The organism is Mesorhizobium sp. M0408, assembly GCF_040321495.1.
Lineage (GTDB): Bacteria > Pseudomonadota > Alphaproteobacteria > Rhizobiales > Rhizobiaceae > Mesorhizobium.
Map to the genome: position 1 here is coordinate 72,394 of NZ_JAMYRO010000011.1, position 19,397 is coordinate 91,790.

The 19,397-nt window shown below is 61.9% G+C and carries 12 protein-coding genes; 10 read left to right on the forward strand and 2 right to left on the reverse strand.

Going from position 1 to position 19,397, the window contains the following annotated elements:
- From NKI67_RS15080 to bglA, 9 genes are all read left to right on the forward strand, one after another.
- Positions 1-1,083 carry an ABC transporter permease gene (locus tag NKI67_RS15080; protein ID WP_023679302.1) on the forward strand — a complete coding sequence of 361 codons (1,083 nt, stop codon included), beginning with the start codon at positions 1-3 and terminating at the stop codon, positions 1,081-1,083.
- A complete protein-coding gene (locus NKI67_RS15085; RefSeq protein ID WP_023679303.1) occupies positions 1,080-1,868 on the forward strand; it encodes an ATP-binding cassette domain-containing protein in 789 nt (262 codons plus the stop codon). The genes NKI67_RS15080 and NKI67_RS15085 overlap by 4 nt, the downstream gene beginning before the upstream one ends.
- Before the next feature lie 173 nt (positions 1,869-2,041).
- The gene (locus NKI67_RS15090) at positions 2,042-4,510 is read left to right on the forward strand and encodes a glycogen/starch/alpha-glucan phosphorylase (RefSeq protein ID WP_352645770.1); all 2,469 of its coding nucleotides are present in this window, start codon (positions 2,042-2,044) and stop codon (positions 4,508-4,510) included.
- A gap of 146 nt (positions 4,511-4,656) precedes the next feature.
- Positions 4,657-6,870: a 1,4-alpha-glucan branching protein GlgB gene (gene glgB, locus NKI67_RS15095; protein ID WP_352645772.1), complete on the forward strand. Its 2,214-nt coding sequence runs from the start codon at positions 4,657-4,659 to the stop codon at positions 6,868-6,870.
- A gap of 35 nt (positions 6,871-6,905) precedes the next feature.
- Positions 6,906-8,171: a glucose-1-phosphate adenylyltransferase gene (gene glgC, locus NKI67_RS15100; RefSeq protein WP_254819896.1), complete on the forward strand. Its 1,266-nt coding sequence runs from the start codon at positions 6,906-6,908 to the stop codon at positions 8,169-8,171.
- A gap of 3 nt (positions 8,172-8,174) precedes the next feature.
- Entirely contained in the window at positions 8,175-9,620 is a 1,446-nt protein-coding gene (gene glgA, locus NKI67_RS15105) for a glycogen synthase GlgA (RefSeq protein WP_352645774.1), read from the forward strand.
- 3 nt (positions 9,621-9,623) lie between these two features.
- A complete protein-coding gene (locus NKI67_RS15110; RefSeq protein ID WP_352569904.1) occupies positions 9,624-11,252 on the forward strand; it encodes an alpha-D-glucose phosphate-specific phosphoglucomutase in 1,629 nt (542 codons plus the stop codon).
- A gap of 244 nt (positions 11,253-11,496) precedes the next feature.
- Entirely contained in the window at positions 11,497-13,503 is a 2,007-nt protein-coding gene (glgX, locus tag NKI67_RS15115; RefSeq protein WP_352645776.1) for a glycogen debranching protein GlgX, read from the forward strand.
- Positions 13,493-15,121, forward strand: coding sequence for a beta-galactosidase BglA (gene bglA, locus NKI67_RS15120; RefSeq protein ID WP_352645778.1), 1,629 nt, complete (start codon positions 13,493-13,495; stop codon positions 15,119-15,121). Before glgX ends, bglA begins: the two co-directional genes overlap by 11 nt.
- A gap of 16 nt (positions 15,122-15,137) precedes the next feature.
- Here bglA and NKI67_RS15125 read toward each other — a convergent pair whose 3' ends face one another.
- Positions 15,138-16,922 carry a pilus assembly protein TadG-related protein gene (locus tag NKI67_RS15125; protein WP_352645780.1) on the reverse strand — a complete coding sequence of 595 codons (1,785 nt, stop codon included), beginning with the start codon at positions 16,920-16,922 and terminating at the stop codon, positions 15,138-15,140.
- 1 nt (position 16,923) lies between these two features.
- On the reverse strand, positions 16,924-17,403 hold the full coding sequence (locus tag NKI67_RS15130; RefSeq protein ID WP_352645782.1) for a TadE family protein: 480 nt from the start codon (positions 17,401-17,403) through the stop codon (positions 16,924-16,926).
- 383 nt (positions 17,404-17,786) lie between these two features.
- Between NKI67_RS15130 and NKI67_RS15135 the strand changes: the two genes are divergently transcribed.
- The gene (locus NKI67_RS15135; RefSeq protein WP_352569899.1) at positions 17,787-19,379 is read left to right on the forward strand and encodes a peptide ABC transporter substrate-binding protein; all 1,593 of its coding nucleotides are present in this window, start codon (positions 17,787-17,789) and stop codon (positions 19,377-19,379) included.
- Positions 19,380-19,397: the final 18 nt, after the last annotated feature.

The window sequence follows — 19,397 nt, forward strand, 5'->3', positions numbered from 1 at the left end:
TTGAGCGTCGAAACAACCAGGAGCAAGGGACCGCAGGAATTCGAGACGGTCCTGGCCACTAGCGACACCAGCGTCGCTTCATTCGAGACGCATTCCCGCTCGACGCTGGAGAGCATCCAACACCGCTTGCACAAAAGCCCTGCCATGGTGCCGCTGATCATCCTGATCATCTCGGTGGCTCTGTTCGCAGTCGTCGTCGGCGGACGCTTCTTTTCTCCTTTCACCCTCACCCTGATCCTCCAGCAGGTGGCGATAACCGGCATGGTCGGCATCGCGCAGACACTGGTGGTGCTCACCGCCGGCATCGACCTGTCCGTCGGCGCCATCATGGTGCTGAGCTCGGTCGTCATGGGCCAGTTTGCCATGCACTACGGTGTCCCAGCGCCGGTGGCCGTTGCCGTCGGGCTGCTTGTCGGCGCGATTTGCGGCTTGATCAACGGCATTCTCATCGCCTGGGTGAAACTGCCGCCCTTCATCGTGACGCTCGGCACCTGGTCGATCTACGCTGCCATCAACTTCATCTATTCCGGTAACGAGACCATCCGCAGCCAGGATCTCGAGACGACGGCGCCGCTGCTGCAGTTTTTCGGCGGATCGTTCAGGATCGGGGGCGCCGTCTTCACCTATGGCGTGCTGTTGGTGCTGATCATGGCGGCAATTGCCTGGTACGTGCTCAATCACACCGCGTGGGGCCGGCATGTCTATGCGGTGGGCGACGACCCGGAGGCCGCGGAACTGTCGGGTGTGCGCGTCAGCCGGATGCTGGTCGCGGTCTACACGCTGACTGGTATCATTTGCGCCATCGCCGGCTGGGCCCTGATCGGACGCATCGGATCGGTCTCGCCGCAGGCCGGGCAGTTCGAGAACATCAATTCGATTACCGCCGTGGTGATCGGCGGCACTTCGCTGTTCGGCGGCCGCGGCTCCATCCTCGGGACCATCTTCGGTGCGCTGATCGTCGGCGTGTTCGCGCTCGGCCTCAGGCTTTGGGGGACAGACCCGCAATGGACGCAATTGTCCGTCGGAGCCCTTATCATCATCGCTGTTGGTATCGACCAGTGGATCAGGAAGATCTCGGCATGAACCAAACTCACGAACCGATCCTTACCGCGCGCAGCCTGGTCAAGCGCTACGGCCGCGTCACCGCTCTCGACAGCGCAGACTTCGACCTCTATCCGGGGGAAATCCTTGCTGTCATTGGCGACAACGGCGCCGGCAAGTCATCGCTTATCAAAGCCATTTCCGGAGCGGTCACCCCGGACGAAGGTGAGATACGGCTTGAAGGCAAGCCCATTGCCTTCAAATCGCCGATGGAGGCCCGCGAGGCCGGCATCGAGACCGTCTACCAGAACCTGGCGCTGTCGCCGGCGCTGTCGATCGCCGACAACATGTTCCTCGGCCGGGAGATCCGCAAGCCGGGGTTCCTCGGTGAATGGCTGCGCATGCTCGACCGTCCGGCGATGGAAAAGCGTGCCCGCGACAAGCTCACGGAGCTTGGCCTGATGACGATCCAGAACATCAGCCAGGCGGTGGAAACGCTTTCGGGCGGCCAGCGCCAAGGCGTGGCGGTGGCGCGTGCCGCCGCCTTCGGCTCGAAGATGGTCATCATGGATGAGCCGACGGCCGCGCTCGGCGTCAAGGAGAGCCGCCGCGTGCTCGAACTGATCCTCGACGTCAAACGGCGTGGCCTGCCGATCGTGCTGATTTCACACAACATGCCGCATGTTTTCGAGGTGGCGGACCGCATCCACATTCACCGGCTCGGCCGTCGCCTCTGCGTCATCGATCCGAAGCAGTATACGATGTCCGACGCGGTCGCCTTCATGACCGGCGCCAAGGTGCCGCCGGAAGCGGCGCTGGCGGCCTGAGCAAGAACTTGAGGCCCGTCGCGGAGGGCGCCCAACGCGGTGTTTCACGGCCAAATTGCCGCAGGGCAACCCGGCTTGCGATCACCCGAATCGATTGAACATCCGGTGGGATGCACTAGCATTGGCAGAGATGGTGAAAGCCGCATGATCCTGGCAACGTCACGAGAGGCAGCATGACGCGCGCGATGACAACCGAAGCTCCTCTGCCCACGCTCAAAAACCCGGATCCCAAGACGCTCGCCGAGGAAGTCTTGCAAGCCCTCAAATACAGGGTCGGCAAGGGCACCAACGTTGCAACCCAGTACGATTGGCTCACCGCCTCGATCAAGGTTGTACGCGACCGCATAGTCGATCACTGGATGCAGGCGACCCAAGAGGCCTACGCCCAGCAGGAAAAGCGCGTCTACTACCTGTCACTGGAATTCCTCATCGGCCGCCTGATGCGCGATGCCTTCTCCAATCTCGGCCTGATGGACAATATGCGCGAGGCGCTGTCGTCGCTTGGCGTCGACCTCGACATCATTGCTGCGCTCGAACCGGACGCTGCCCTTGGCAATGGCGGTCTTGGCCGGCTCGCCGCCTGCTTCATGGAAAGCATGGCGACCGTCAATATCCCCGCGCATGGCTACGGCATCCGCTACGCCAACGGCATGTTTCGGCAGGAGATCCATGACGGCTGGCAGGTGGAGCTGCCCGAGACATGGCTCGATCACGGCAATCCCTGGGAGTTCGAGCGCCGCGAACGCTCCTTCGAGGTCGGCTTCGGCGGCTCGGTAGAATCGGTCACGTCGAAGGACGGCCGGCTCGAGCGCCACGTCTGGAAGCCGACCGAACATGTTCTGGCAGTCGCCTATGATACGCCGGTTGTCGGCTGGCGGGCCAACCGCGTCAACACGCTGCGTCTGTGGTCCGGCATGCCGATCGATCCGATCCTGCTCGACAAGTTCAACGCCGGCGATCACATCGGCGCGCTCGCCGAAAGCAACAAGGCGGATGCGTTGTCGCGCGTCCTTTACCCGGCCGATTCCCACAAGGCGGGCCAGGAGTTGCGGCTCAGGCAGGAGTATTTCTTCTCCACCGCCTCGCTGCAGGACATCGTCCAGCGTCATCTCAGCCAGTATGGCGACCTGCAATCGCTGCCCGACAAGGCGGCGATCCATCTCAACGATACCCATCCGGCGATCGCCGTAGCCGAGCTGATGCGCCTGTTGATGGATGTCCACGGCATGGATTTCGACCAGGCCTGGAGCATCACCAAGCGCACCTTCGGCTACACCAACCACACGCTGCTTCCCGAAGCGCTGGAAAGCTGGCCCGTGCCGCTGTTCGAGCGGCTGTTGCCGCGCCACATGCAGATCGTCTACGCCATCAACGCCGAGATGCTGCTCGAGGCGCGCGCCTCCGACCAGTTCTCGGACGAGCAGATCAGCCGCATCTCGCTGATCCAGGAAAATGGCGATCGCCGCGTGCGTATGGGCAATCTGGCCTTTGTCGGCTCGCACTCGATCAACGGCGTGTCGGCACTGCATACGGAATTGATGAAGGAGACGGTGTTTGCCGACCTCCACAGGCTCTACCCGGATCGCATCAACAACAAGACCAACGGGATCACACCGCGGCGCTGGCTGATACAGTGCAATCCCGGCCTCACTGCGCTCACCCGAGAGGCGATTGGCGACGGCTTCCTCGACGACATCGACGAGATAAAGCGGCTTGATCCTTTCGCTGAGGACGCCGCCTTCCGCGACAAGTTCGCCGCCGTCAAACGGGCGAACAAGGCGAGGCTTGCCAAGCTCGTTGCCGACCGGCTCGGCATCAAGGTCGACCCATCGGCGCTGTTCGACATCCAAGTCAAGCGCATCCACGAATACAAGCGCCAGCTCTTGAACATTCTCGAAGCGGTCGCGCTTTACGACCAGATCCGCTCGCATCCGGAGCGCGACTGGATGCCTCGCGTCAAATTCTTCGGCGGCAAGGCGGCGCCCAGCTATCACAACGCCAAGCTGATCATCAAACTTGCCAATGACGTCGCCCGGGTCATCAACCGCGATCCGGCGGTGCGCGGCTTGCTGAAAGTGGTATTCGTGCCGAACTACAATGTCAGCCTGGCCGAGATCATGATGCCGGCCGCCGATCTTTCGGAGCAGATATCGACCGCCGGCATGGAAGCATCCGGCACCGGCAACATGAAGTTCGCGCTGAACGGCGCGCTGACCATCGGCACGCTCGACGGCGCCAATGTCGAGATCAAGGAATGCGTGGGCGACGACAATATCTTCATCTTCGGCCTGACCACCGATGAGGTCGCCGAGCGACGCAACAATGGTTACGATCCGCGCGCTGTGATCGAGGGATCGCCTGAATTGGCGCAGGCGCTGGCCGCGGTTTCATCCGGAGTCTTTTCACCTGACGATCCGGACCGTTATCGCGACCTGATCAACGGTCTTTACCAGAGCGACTGGTTCATGGTCGCCGCGGATTTCGATGCCTACGCCGCCACCCAGCGCGACGTCGATGCCATCTGGCGCAACAGCCCGGACTGGTACGCCAGAGCCATCCGCAATGTCGCGCGCGTCGGCTGGTTCTCGTCCGATCGAACGATCCGCCAATATGCGAAAGACATATGGCACGTGCCCGCCTGATATGATTGCATGAGGCCACGAACAATGTGGTCCTAGTGGAGTGGATTTGACCCTCGCATCCCTTGGAGGGTAAGGCGGCATGCGAATGTCGAATTCAAAACTCCACTAGAAACATACACTTGGTGCCCGGGGAGGGTCACTGCCTGATGAGCAAGCCGCGCGCGACCGTTGCGACAAGCGGGCCGGACGGACTGGCGCCAGCCGGCGATGTCGCGGCGATTGTCGCCGGCACGCACGGCGATCCGTTTGGCGTGCTTGGCGTGCATGAGGCGGGAAAGGGCTTTGTCGCCCGCTGCTTCGTCCCTCATGCCGAGTTCGTCACCGCCTATACGCTGACCGGCAAGAAGGCCGGCGAGCTGTCGAGACGCGACGACCGCGGTTTCTTCGAAGGCAAACTGTCGCTGCGCAAACGCCAGCCGCTGCGCTATCACGCCAGGAATTCCGGCGGTGACTGGTGGCTGACCGATCCATATTCCTTCGGTCCCGTGCTCGGCCCGATGGACGATTATTACATCGCCGAAGGGTCGCATCTCAGGCTGTTCGACAAGCTCGGCGCCCATCTCATCGACCATGAAGGTGCATCGGGTGTGCATTTTGCGGTGTGGGCGCCCAATGCAAGGCGCGTCTCGGTGGTCGGCGACTTCAACGAGTGGGACGGCCGCAGGCATACCATGCGCGTCCGCCGCGACACCGGCATCTGGGAGCTGTTCATTCCCGACATCGGCGCTGGCCGCCCGTATAAGTATGAAATCATCGGGCCGGATGGCGTGAGATTGCCGCTCAAAGCCGATCCGTTCGCCTTCAAGTCCGAACTGCGCCCGGCCACCGCCTCGGTGACGGCATTGCCGCCGGCGCATGAATGGGGTGACGAGGCGCACCGGAACTACTGGCGCAATGCCGACCACAGGCGCGAAGCCGTATCGATCTACGAGGTCCATGCCGGGTCATGGCGGCTTCACGACGACGGCAGCTTCCTGTCGTGGGATGAACTCGCCGACAGGCTGATCCCTTACGTGGTCGAGACCGGTTTTACCCACATTGAATTCATGCCGATCTCCGAACACCCTTATGACCCGTCCTGGGGCTACCAGACGACGGGTCTTTATGCGCCGACTGCCCGCTTTGGCGATCCGGACGGTTTTGCCCGCTTCGTCGACGGCGCCCACCGTGCAGGCATCGGCGTCATCCTCGACTGGGTGCCGGCGCATTTCCCGGTTGACGAACACGGTCTGGCAAAGTTCGACGGTACCGCGCTCTACGAACATGCCGATCCGCGCAAGGGCTTCCATCCTGACTGGAACACCGCGATCTATAATTTTGGGCGCCGCGAAGTGATTTCGTTCCTGGTCAACAATGCGCTGTTCTGGGCCGAGAAATATCACGTCGACGGACTGCGCGTCGATGCGGTCGCCTCGATGCTTTATCTCGATTATTCGCGCAAGGCCGGTGAATGGATTCCCAACGAGAAGGGCGGGCGGGAGAACCTCGAAGCGGTCAGCTTCCTGCAGCGTATGAACAAGGAGGTCTACGGCCACCATCCAGGTGTGATGACCATCGCCGAGGAATCGACCTCGTGGCCGAAAGTCTCGCAGCCGGTGCATGAAGGCGGACTGGGCTTCGGTTTTAAATGGAACATGGGCTTCATGCATGACACTTTGGAGTATTTCTCCAAGGAGCCGATCTTCCGCAAGCATCACCACAACGACATCACCTTCGGTCTGGTCTACGCCTTCAGCGAGAATTTCGTGCTGCCGCTGTCCCATGACGAAGTGGTGCACGGCAAGGGCACGCTGCTCAACAAGATGGCCGGCGACGACTGGCAGAAATTCGCGACGCTGCGCGCCTATTACGCGTTCATGTGGGGTTATCCCGGCAAGAAGCTGTTGTTCATGGGCCAGGAGTTCGCACAGCGCCGCGAGTGGAGCGAGGGGCGCGCGCTCGACTGGAACCTGCTCGATTTCCGGCTCCACCGCGGCGTCTGGCAGACGGTGCGCGATCTCAACTATCTCTACCGCTCGCGCCCCGCGCTGCATGCCCGCGACTGCGAGCCGGAGGGCTTTTCCTGGCTGATCGTCGACGACAGCGCGAACTCAGTATTTGCCTGGCTGCGCAGCGCGCCGGGCGGCAACCCGGTCGCGGTCATTTCCAATTTCACGCCGGTGCCGCGCGACAATTACCGCGTGCCGTTGCCGCACGCCGGAAAATGGCGCGAGATCATCAACACCGATGCCACGGATTATGGCGGTTCCGGCAAGGGCAATAGCGGCGGCGTCGAGGCTCAGGCGGAAGGAGGAGGCATTTCGGCGACGATGCTTTTGCCGCCGCTGTCGACGATCATGCTCGAATTCGTCCCGGACTGAGCTATGTCTGGAGCATCTAACCTGGGAGGATAGGAATGGCTGAAATAAAACGAACACAGCCGCTGGCACGCGACGCCATGGCTTATGTGCTGGCCGGCGGCCGTGGCAGCCGGCTCAAGGAACTGACCGACCGCCGGGCCAAGCCGGCGGTCTATTTCGGCGGCAAGACCCGCATCATCGATTTCGCGCTGTCCAATGCGCTCAATTCCGGTATCCGCCGCCTCGGCGTCGCCACCCAGTACAAGGCGCATTCGCTGATCCGCCACCTGCAGCGCGGTTGGAACTTCCTGCGGCCCGAGCGCAACGAGAGTTTCGATATCCTGCCGGCCAGCCAGCGTGTGTCGGAAACGCAATGGTACGAGGGCACCGCCGACGCCGTTTACCAGAACATCGACATCATCGAGGCCTATGGGCCGGAATACATGGTCATCCTGGCCGGCGACCACGTCTACAAGATGGACTACGAAATGATGCTGCGCCAGCATGTCGAGGCCGGCGCCGATGTCACCGTCGGCTGCCTCGAAGTGCCGCGCATGGAAGCCACCGGCTTCGGCGTCATGCATGTCGATCCCAAGGACACCATTATCTCCTTCATCGAAAAGCCCGCCGATCCGCCAGGCATTCCCGACAAGCCGGATTTTGCGCTGGCCTCGATGGGCATCTATGTGTTCAAGACCAAGTTCCTGATGGAGCAATTGCGTCGCGATGCGGCGGAGCCCGGCTCGAGCCGCGACTTCGGCAAGGACATCATCCCCTACATCGTCGAGCACGGAAAGGCGATCGCCCATCGCTTCGCCAAATCCTGCGTGCGCTCGACCGCCGAGAACGAGGCCTATTGGCGCGACGTCGGAACGGTCGACGCCTATTGGGAGGCCAATATCGACCTGACCGACATCACGCCGGAACTCGACCTTTACGACCGCGACTGGCCGATCTGGACTTATGCCGAGTTGAAGCCGCCGGCAAAGTTCGTGCATGACGAGGATGGCCGCCGCGGGTCGGCCGTGTCGTCTCTCGTGTCGGGCGATTGCATCGTTTCGGGCGCTTCGCTGAAGCGAAGCCTGATCTTCACCGGCGCGCGCATCAATTCCTATTCGACGCTGGAGGAGGTCGTCATGCTGCCGGACGTCCATGTCGGCCGCAACGCCAGGCTGAAGCGCGTGGTCATCGATCACGGCGTCAGGATCCCGGAGGGGCTGGTGGTCGGCGAGGATCCTGTCCTCGACGCCAAGCGTTTCCGCGTTTCGGAAAAAGGCATCTGCCTCGTCACGCAGGACATGATCAACAGGCTGGGATCGTAGTGCATGCAGGTTCTGTCGGTGGCGCCCGAGATCTTTCCGCTGGTCAAGACGGGCGGGCTCGCCGACGTGACCGGCGCCTTGCCCATGGCATTGGCCGGCAAGGGCGTCACCATGCGCACGCTCGTCCCCGGCTACCCGCAGGTGATGGGCGCCTTCAAGAAAAAGAAGGCGGTTCAGCAATATCCGCTGCTGCAGGGCGGCAAGGCGTCGGTGCACGCCGTCCAGATCGCCGGCCTCGACCTGTTCGTGCTCGACGCGCCGCATCTTTTCGACCGCCCCGGCGGTCCATACGGCAACGCGGCCGGCGCCGACTGGCCGGACAATTGGCGGCGGTTCGCTGCCTTGAGCCAGGTAGGCGGTGACATCGCCGGGGGCTCCATCTCGGGCTACCTGCCCGATATCGTCCATGCCCATGACTGGCAGTCGGCAATGTCGCTCGCCTACATGCGCTACGGCAAGGCGGTCGGCACGCCGTCGATGATCACCGTGCACAACCTCGCCTTCCAGGGTCAGTTCGGCGCCGGCATTTTTGGCGAGCTTGGCCTGCCGGCAGCGGCGATGGCGCTCGACGGCGTCGAATATTACGGCGGCGTCGGCTTCCTCAAGGCCGGCCTGCAGGCCGCCTGGGCGATCACCACGGTCAGCCCGACCTATGCGCAGGAAATCCGCTTGCCTGAATTCGGCATGGGCCTCGACGGCCTGATCAACATGCGCTCCGTCGATCTCCATGGCATCGTCAACGGCATCGATACCGAGATATGGAACCCGGAAACCGACAAGCATCTGGTCTCCAACTACACGGCAAAGACGCTTAAGGCGCGAATGCCCAACAAGGCCGCGGTCGAGGACCGCTTCAGCCTCGATCGCGATGACAGCCCGATCGTCTGCGTCATCAGCCGTTTGACCTGGCAAAAGGGCATGGACATATTGGCGGCGGCCGTCGACGGCATCGTTGCAAGAGGTGCGCGGCTGGCGATCCTCGGCTCCGGCGATGCCGGGCTCGAAGGCGCATTGCTTGCCGCCGCAGCCCGCAATCGCGGTCGCATCGGCGTCGTCGTCGGCTATGACGAGGGGCTCTCCCACACCATGCAGGGCGGCTGCGACGCAATCATTATCCCATCGCGCTTCGAACCTTGCGGGCTGACACAGCTTTACGGCCTGCGCTATGGCTGCGTGCCGGTCGTCGCCCGTACCGGGGGCCTTGCCGACACGATCATCGATGCCAACGAAGCCGCCATCTCTGCCGGCGTTGCGACCGGTTTCCAGTTTGCGCCCGCCAATGCCGCCGCCTTGCTGCACGCCGTCCGCCGCCTTGTCGAGGCGCATGCCAATCCCGCAGTGTGGACGTCGATGCAGCGGCAAGGCATGAAGGCCGACGTTTCGTGGGACAAAAGCGCCGAAAAATATGTCCAACACTATCGCTTGCTGCTTTCGAAAAGGGCTGCCTGACTGATGATCCGCACCGTCGCCACCAAACCCCATCCCGACCAGAAGCCCGGCACCTCCGGGCTGCGCAAGAAAGTCCCGGTGTTCCAGCAGGAGCACTATGCCGAGAACTTCATCCAGTCGATCTTCGATGCGCTGGACGGGTTCGAGGGCAAAACCCTGGTGATCGGCGGCGACGGCCGCTTCTATAACCGCGAGGTCATCCAGAAGGCCATCGCCATGGCCGCGGCAAACGGCTTCGGCAAGGTGATGGTCGGGCAGGGCGGCATCTTGTCGACGCCGGCCGCTTCGCATGTCATCCGCAAATACAAGACCTTTGGCGGCATCATCCTGTCGGCTAGCCACAATCCGGGTGGCCCGCATGAGGATTTCGGCATCAAGTACAATGCCGGCAATGGCGGCCCGGCGCCGGAAAAGCTGACCGACGCGATCTTCGAAAAAACCAAGGCGATTTCAAGCTTCAAGATCGCCGATATCGGGCAGGTCGACATCGACACGATCGGCACGGTCAAGACGGGGGACATGACCGTCGAAATCATCGATCCTGTCGCCGACTATGCCGAACTGATGGAAAGCCTGTTCGATTTCGACGCATTGCGGGCGCTGTTCAAGTCGGGCTTCCGCATGCGCTTCGACGCCATGCATGCGGTGACCGGCCCCTACGCCAAGGAGATCCTCGAAAACCGGCTCGGCGCGCCCAACGGCACCGCCCGCAATTTCATTCCGCTGCCGGATTTCGGCGGCCATCATCCCGATCCCAATCTGGTGCATGCAAAACACCTCTACGACGAGATGATGGGGCCGGATGCGCCAGACTTTGGCGCCGCCTCAGATGGCGACGGCGACCGCAACCTGATCATCGGCAAGGGAATTTTCATCACCCCGTCTGATTCGGTGGCGATGCTCGCCGCCAACGCCCATCTGGCGCCGGGCTACAAGGCCGGGCTGAAAGGCATCGCCCGCTCGATGCCGACCAGCGGTGCTGCCGACCGGGTCGCCGAAAAGCTCGGCATCGGCATCTACGAGACGCCGACCGGCTGGAAATTTTTCGGCAATCTGCTCGATGCCGGCATGGCAACGATCTGCGGCGAGGAGAGTGCGGGGACCGGCTCCAACCATGTCCGCGAAAAGGACGGCCTGTGGGCTGTGCTTTTATGGCTCAACATCCTTGCCGTGCGCGGCGAAAGCGCCAAGCAGATCGTCACCCAGCATTGGGCGGCCTATGGCCGTAACTATTATTCGCGCCACGACTACGAGGAGGTCGAGATCGATCGTGCCAACGCGCTTGTCGACGAGCTGCGCGCCAAGCTCGGCTCGCTGCCTGGCACCAGCGTGCGCGGCATGACGATCGCCAGCGCCGATGATTTCGCCTATCACGATCCGGTCGACGGCTCGGTCAGCAAGAACCAGGGCATCAGGGTGTTGTTCGAAGGCGGCTCACGCGTCGTCTTCCGCCTGTCCGGCACCGGCACCTCGGGCGCGACGCTGCGGCTTTATGTCGAGCGCTACGAGCCGGACAAGAACCGCCACGATCTCGACACCCAGGAGGCACTTGCCGATCTGATCGTGGCGGCCGACGACATTGCCGGGATTCTCAGCCATACCGGCCGCGCCAAGCCGAGCGTGATTACGTGAGCCTAGAGCGGCGCGCCTTTCCTTCTCCCCTTGTGGGGTCCGAAGGACGGGGCGAGACCCGTGGCTCGCCCCCGAGCGGTGGATCGGCGCGTAGCGCCGAGACGGTTGAGGGGTGTTGGACGGATCGCCGTGGGTGCCAAGCTGGAGCACCCCTCATCCGTCGGCGACACCTTCCCCCACAAGGGGAGAAGGGGGAGCTATGGCAACGCCTCAAACTGTCTACGACCTGCTGCTGTGAGCGCGCGTGAGCCAACTCGGCGCAACTATCACCAAGGAAGGTATCCGCTTCGCCGCATGGTCCTCGTCGGCTCGGCGCATCTGGGTCTCGATTTTCGACGAACACGGCAACCGCGAAATCGACCGGCTGGAACTCCAGTCGGAAGGCGAGGGCGTCCACGCACTTTTTGTTGCCGGTCTCGCCGCCGGCACCCGATACGGGTTCCGCGCCGATGGCGACTACGCGCCGGAACACGGTCTCTGGTTCGATCCCGACAAGCTGCTGGCCGATCCCTATGCCGTCGAGATCGACAGGCCCTATGCCTATGACGGCCGGCTAGCCGCCCGCCGTGGCGCGGGGGCCGACACGGCGTCGCTGATGCCGAAGGCCATTGCTGGCGCCTTGCCGGAACCCTTGCCTGCCTTGCCGCCTCTGTTTCGGTCCGGCGGCCTCATCTACGAAGTGCCGGTACGCGCCTTCACAAAGCTGCATTCGGACATTCCCGAGAAGCAACGCGGCACAATTGGAGCGCTCGCTCACCCCCTCGTTGTCGAGCATCTGCAAAAACTCGGCGTGGCAGCCATTGAGTTGATGCCGGTGACTGCATCGATCGACGAACGGCATTTACCGCCGCTCGGTCTGCGCAACGCCTGGGGTTATAATCCCGTGACCTTCATGGCGCTCGATCCGCGACTGGCGCCCGGCGGTCTGGCCGAGTTGCGCGGAACGGTCGCCGCGCTGCGCGAGGCCGGCATCGGCACCATTCTCGACCTTGTGTTCAACCACACCGGCGAAAGCGACCGGCTCGGCCCGACATTGTCGCTGCGCGGCCTCGACAGCCGCGCCTATTATCGGCACGAGCCGGACGGCGCTCTGGTCAATGACACCGGAACCGGCAATACGGTTGCGTGCGATCATCAAGTCGTCCGGGAAATGGTTCTCGACACGCTTCGTCACTTTGTCCGCCATGCCGGCGTCGACGGTTTCCGCTTCGATCTGGCGCCCGTTCTGGGTCGGGTCGACGGCGTTTTCGACGCCGATGCGCCGCTGCTGAACGCCATTCGCAAAGATCCTGTTCTTGGCGACCGGGTGCTGATCGCCGAGCCTTGGGATATCGGACCGGATGGCTATCAGCTCGGCAATTTTCCGCCGCCCTTCCTCGAATGGAACGACAAATGCCGTGACGATATCCGCCGTTTCTGGCGCGGCGACGGCGGCATTGTCGGTGCCTTGGCGACGCGGCTTGCTGGTTCGTCCGATGTCTTTGCCAAACCAGGCCAGACAACGAGCCGCAGCATCAACTTCATCGCCGCGCATGACGGCATGACGCTGGCCGATATCGCTGCCTATGAGCACAAGCACAATGAGGCCAATGGCGAACAGAACCGCGATGGCCACGACGACAACCTGTCCTGGAACAATGGCCTCGAGGGCGAGACCGGCGACCAGCCAATCGTTACGGCCCGTTTCGATGACCAGTGCGCGCTGCTGGCGACGCTCTTTGCCTCGCGCGGCACGATCATGCTGACGGCCGGTGACGAGTTCGGCCGCACGCAGCGCGGCAACAACAACGCCTACGCGCAGGACAATGACATCACCTGGCTCGACTGGGCCGGGCGCGACCTGGCGCTCGAGCACCATACGGCTCTGCTCGCCAGGATGCGTCGTGTCGTGCCGGCGCTTTTGGACACAACGTTCCTGACCGGAGAACCGCCTGCGGGCTCGGAAATCCCAGACGTAGCCTGGCTGACGGAAACCGGCATGCCGCTCGACGAGGCCGCCTGGCACGATGCCAGGCGGCACCGGCTGGTCATGGTTCTCGGGAGCGGTGAGAACAGTCGCCTTGCAGTGGTCATCAACGGCGACCGCCGGGCCTGCATGTTCACGCTGCCGGAACGGGCGGGTTTTCTTTGGCGCCCAGCTATCGAACCGGATAGTAGCGATATCTCGCGGCCGGTGCCTGGGCGAACGGTCCTGTTCATGATCGAAAGCAGGACAGCGCGGGCGGGCGCAGGGGAGAGCCATGATGCCTGACAATGCCGAATGGTGGCGCGGCTGCGTCATCTGTCAGATCTACCCGCGCTCCTTCCAGGATACGACAGGCGACGGCAGCGGCGATCTCCGCGGCATCACCTCGAGGCTGGCCCATGTCGCATCGCTGGGTGTCGACGCGGTTTGGCTGTCGCCTTTCTTCAAGTCGCCAATGGCCGATATGGGCTACGACGTTTCGGATTACTGCGCCGTCGATCCGATGTTCGGCACATCAGAGGATTTCGACGCGCTGGTTGCCGAGGCACACCGGCTCGGCCTGAAGGTGATCATCGATCAGGTCTTGTCGCATTCGTCGGATCGGCACGAATGGTTCGTCGAAAGCCGCACGAGCCGCGACAACCCCAAGGCCGACTGGTACGTCTGGGCCGATGCGAAGCCCGACGGCACCGCCCCCAACAACTGGCTGTCGCTTTTCGGCGGCCCGGCCTGGGAATGGGACGCAACGCGCAGGCAATATTACCTGCACAATTTCCTCGCCTCGCAGCCGGACCTGAATTTCCACAACCCGCAGGTGCAGGACGCCTTGCTGGAAACGGTGCGGTTCTGGCTCGAGCGCGGCGTCGACGGTTTCCGGCTGGATACGGTCAACTATTACGTCCACGACCGCTGGCTGCGCAGCAACCCGCCTTTGGCGGAAAGCGTCGCCGGCACCAATACGGCAACCAGCCCCTATCTCTATCAGGAGCATCTGTTCGACAAGAGCCAGCCGGAAAACCTTGCTTTCCTCAGGCGCTTCCGGGCCTTGCTTGACGAATATGAAGGCCGCGTCGCTGTCGGCGAGATTGGCGACGAAACGCGTTCCTTGCAGACGCTCGCCGCCTATACCGGCGGTGGCGACAAGCTCCAAATGTCCTACACGTTCGACCTGCTCGGCCCGCAATTCTCGGCGTCGCATGTGCGTGGCTGTGTCGAGGCCTTCGAGAGTAAGGTATTCGACGGCTGGGTTTGCTGGGCGTTCTCCAACCACGATGTCGTGCGCCATGTCAGTCGATGGACAAGGCCGGGCGGCGATCCGGACAGGGTGGCGAAATTCTCGATCGTGCTGCTTTCTTGCCTGCGCGGATCGATCTGCCTCTACCAGGGCGAAGAACTCGGGCTGGAGGAGGCCGAACCGGCGTTCGAGGATTTGCGCGATCCCTTCGGCATCCGCTTCTGGCCGGCAATCAAGGGACGGGATGGGTGCCGAACGCCGATGGTCTGGGAGGCTGGCGCCGACAATGCCGGCTTTTCGACCGGCAAGCCGTGGCTTCCGGTCCCGGCAAGCCATCGCGCCCAGGCGGTCGACGTCCAGGACGGCGAGCAAACCTCCGTCCTGGCGAGCTACCGGGCGATGCTGGCCTTGCGCAAGCAGCATCCGGCGCTGGTTCGAGGCTCGATCCGGTTCCTCGATGCCGAAGGCGACGTCCTTGCTTTCATTCGCGAAGGCGATGACGAAAAGCTGCTCTGTGTCTTCAATTTCGCCGACGAGCCGGCCGGCTGGCAATTGCCACCGGATCTGGAAGCGATAGAGCCGATAGACCTTGGCGGTGCTGCCGGCGTCTTGCAGGAAAGAACTCTGTCGCTGCCGCCGCTGGGCTGCTTCCTCGGCCGGATCGGCTGAGCTCTATTTCATTATCTCATTGAACGAGCACGGAGCGCCCGCAAGTCGCGCCGACAACCCGCACATCGGCCTCGCCGACATGCACGCCGACAGCTGCAAGCACGTTATAGACCAGTTCGTCGACCGGCGCCGTCACGCCGTTCAGAACCGTTACCACCGCCGGCTTAACCGTTCCGAGCAGGGCCGTCACGTCCAGCCCGAGGCCCAGTGCGTTGACCGAGAGCGAGAGGCCGCTGACCAGCGATGTCGTGAGTGATTGCGTCAGGTTTTTTGTGGCGACAGTTTTTATCGTCTTGTTGGCGATATCGGTGCTGTCGAACGTCAATGCGGTCGGATCGTTGTTGGTGATGGCAAGTGATGAAGAACCCTTCACATCGAGCAGATTGAGGGTAAGCAGCAGAAGCTTCACGCTTACCTGGGCAATCGTGGCATCGGAGAACGATTGCGGATTGCTGAAATCGGCGAAAGCCGATGGGTTGTTGTCGGCGTCGCTGGTGGCAAGGTGCAGCGAGGCCACGCCAGGCTGCGCGGCGATCGAGACCTTGATGCTATCGGGCCGGCCCGTCGGGCAGCTGATGTCGGTTAGCTTGGCTTCCGCATAGGCGACTTCGACATGCAGAGGCAGGTTGACGGACAGCAGGCTGATGCCGCCGCCGAGATTGGAATTGCCGATGCCCACTGTGGTGACCAGCTTGATGCGCGTCTGCGCGGTGCGCACCACGGTGCCTTTTTCCCCGACGGCCAGCCAGGGTGAATATTGCATTGGCTCACCGATGGCGATGGCGAGCGTGGTGGAGGTAAGTCCCGGAATAGTGGCGCCGAGATCGACCTGGACATGGTTTGAGCCATTGGCCAGCGAGGCGGCGGCACCCAGCATGCCCATCGCGCTTGCGTCGACGGAAAAGCCGGGAGACTTTTGTCCGAGGCCGAGCTTACCGATCGAGCCAAGATCGATAAGATGACTGAGGGGTATCTTGACCGTGTTGGTGGCCCTCGACGCGATCGTCTGCAGCACAAGTTTGCTGGCGCTGCCCGACCCGGACGCATTGGCCATGGCGGTCGCGATCTGGCCTACCGTCGCTTTTGACGCCAGCACGTCGGAATAGCTGACACCTGTCAGTTGCAACTGTACGGCAAGGGCATCGACGAACGAAAGCACGTTTACATCGGCCGAGATCAGCGCGTTGTAGTCCATGACGCTGAGCGAAATGTTGGCGCCCAGCAACTTGCTGAGAAGCGCGTTGAGGATGCCGCCATTGACGCTGAGGAGCCTGGACCCGACCGAGAACATCGCTTGCGGGGTCACGCTGGCAATGGCTTCGGTGCCGACAACCGGAGTAGGGATGAGCGAACTGGCGAAATACCGGGCGGGGATTTTTTGCAGAGTGACGCGAACGGCGTTGTAAGGCGTTTTACCGGCTTCGAAGCGCTTGTCGACGCCAACGGAGGACGCCGCTGAGTATCGGCCGCCGGTGACCGACACGACGGTTTTGCCAACCGTGGGAACCATTGTCTGACCTGCCTTTTGAACAATGATGCCGGGCATTCGGTTGTCACTGAGCGTGGTTACCGCCGCGGCTTCCATATTGTTGATGTTCGACGCCGCGGTGATCGCCGCCAGATCGGTCATCGCCTGGGCTTCCCTGCGCTCCGTGTAGATCGAACCTTCGTCGACAGCGAAGGCCGCCAGCCCCAGCGCGAATGGCGCTGTCAGCGCCGTCATGACGGCAAAGTTCGCCTTCTTGTCGCCAACCATCGAGCGAGCGATCCGCCCGATGCTCCTCAGCAAGAACTGCGACATTTCAAATGCCTCCAATCCTGATGGTAGATCTGCGCGACATCGTGGTTTGCGGCATCGCAAGGCTTGGTAACAGGTTCCAGATCGGCAGGTTGCTGGCATCGTACTGGATCGACACGACGAACTGATTTCCGTCGGCCGTGCTGTCCGTCGCCTGATAGGTCAGCTTGCCGGAATCGACGAACGGGTATCCACTGGCATTGTTTTTGACGAAACTCGCCACCAGCGCCTGGCGCTCGGTTTGATTCAATCCGGCAATTGCGGTGCGGGCGGCATCGGCGGCGATTTGCTGCAAGGAGTTGCTTGCACCAAAATAGATACCATATGCAACCATTCCGAGCAAAAGAAGGATAAAGATTGGGGAAAGCAGGGCGAACTCGACCGCGGAAGTTCCGGACTCTTCTCCAATTTTGCGTAGATTCGTCCGTACGTGGCGCAATATTTTACGCTTCAATGCGACAGTATTACTGTCTATCTTGTTCATTGCCCTTGCCCGTTGGAACCCAAGGTCGATGTGCCGATTCCATCGAAATTTGTAACCCTTGGTTGCCTAAGAACCAATTAATACAATCCGGTAAACTGAAATGATCGGCCAGATTATTTCCCAGATCGGCGTTCTGGCCGGGAAACCCAGTCAAACTCATGGTTTCGACCATTGATTGGCCGCCCGCAAAACGACTGCCCCGGCCCCCTTACTTTGGGTGACCCCGAGAGTCTGTTGAAATAAAAAATCTCCACGTTACTGTTTGGCCACCAGCTGCCGGAGAGGGAACCGGCTGCGCGCTCGAAAGGAACCAACCAATCGGTTTCGGGGCGTCAACACTTAGAGACGTGGCTGAAGGGCGACGTCATTAGGGAGAGAACTCCATGCTGAAACATGTGCTGAAGGCGACGGTACTCGCCACGACCATGGTCTTGGCCGCCGGTACGTTCTACACGCCGGCTTTCGCCGAAACCGTCTACAACCGCGGAGCCGCCGCCGAAGCGGAGACGCTCGATCCGCACAAGACCTCGACGGTCTACGAAGCCGATATCATACGCGACCTGTTCCAGGGACTGGTCATGCATGACCAGAAGACGAACCTCATTCCGGGCGCCGCCGAAAGCTGGACGGTGTCCGACGACGGCAAGGTCTACACCTTCAAGCTGCGCAAGGACGGCCTCTGGTCGGATGGCAGCCCGGTGACGGCGGACGACTTCGTCTATTCCTTCCGTCGGCTGGAAGATCCGGCCACCGCTGCCGAATACGCTTCCATGCTCTATCCCGTCAAGAATGCGGAGGAGGTCAATACCAAGAAGGGCAAGCCGGAGGATATGGGCGTCAAGGCGATTGACGCAAATACCCTCGAAGTCACGCTGAAGGCGCCAACGCCGTACTTCCTGGAGATGCTGACCCATCAGGCGACCTATCCTGTTAACAAGGCGTCTATCGAAAAGCTTGGCGCCGACTGGATCAAGGCAGGCAAGCTGGTCTCCAACGGGGCCTTTACAGCGGCGGAGTGGATTCCCAACGACCATTTGAAGCTGGTCAAGAATCCGAAATTCTGGGACGCCGCGAGCGTCAAGTTCGACGTCGTCAACTACATCCCGACCGAGGATCGCTCGTCGGCGATGAAGCGTTTCGAGGCGGGCGAACTCGACAGTTACGGCGACCTGCCGACCGAACAACTCGCCGATCTCAAAACCAAATTCGGCGACCAGGTCCGTGTCGGGCCATATCTCGGCATCTACTATTATGCGATCAAGACCGATAAGGCGCCGTGGGATAATGTCGAGCTGCGCAACGCCATCTCGATGGCGATCGATCGCGACTTCCTGGCGGAGAAAGTCTGGCAGAATTCGATGCTGCCCGGCTATTCCATGGTGCCTCCCGGCATCGAGGGCTATACGCCGGCAATGGCCAAATACGCCGACATGCCGCAGATCGACCGCGAGGACGCTGCCAAGAAGATCCTCGAGAAACTCGGCTATACACCCGAGCATCCGCTGAAAATGCAGATCCGCTACAACACTTCGGAGAACCACAAGAACACAGCGGTCGCCATTCAGGAACAGCTGAAGCCGCTTGGCGTCGAGATAACACTCCTCAATACCGACACCAAGACCCACTACTCCTTCCTCGAGCAGAAGGGTGACTATGACGTGGCGCGCGCCGCCTGGATTGCCGACTACAAGGATCCCGAAACCTTCCTCGGCATCTCCCGCAAAGCCAGCGGCAACAACTATTCGGTCTACAACAGCCCAAAATACGAGGCGGCGATGGACAAGGCGGCGGCCGCCGGCGGCAACCCTGCAGAACGCATGAAGGAACTCGCCGAGGCCGAGCGCATCCTCATCGATGACGTCGGCGAGATCCCGCTTCTCTACTACAGCTACCACGATATCGTTTCCTCGAAGTTGCATGGCTTCGACGACAATGTGATGGACATCCATCCGTCCCGCTTCATCAGCAAGGACTGATCCCTGGCCGGGCCACCG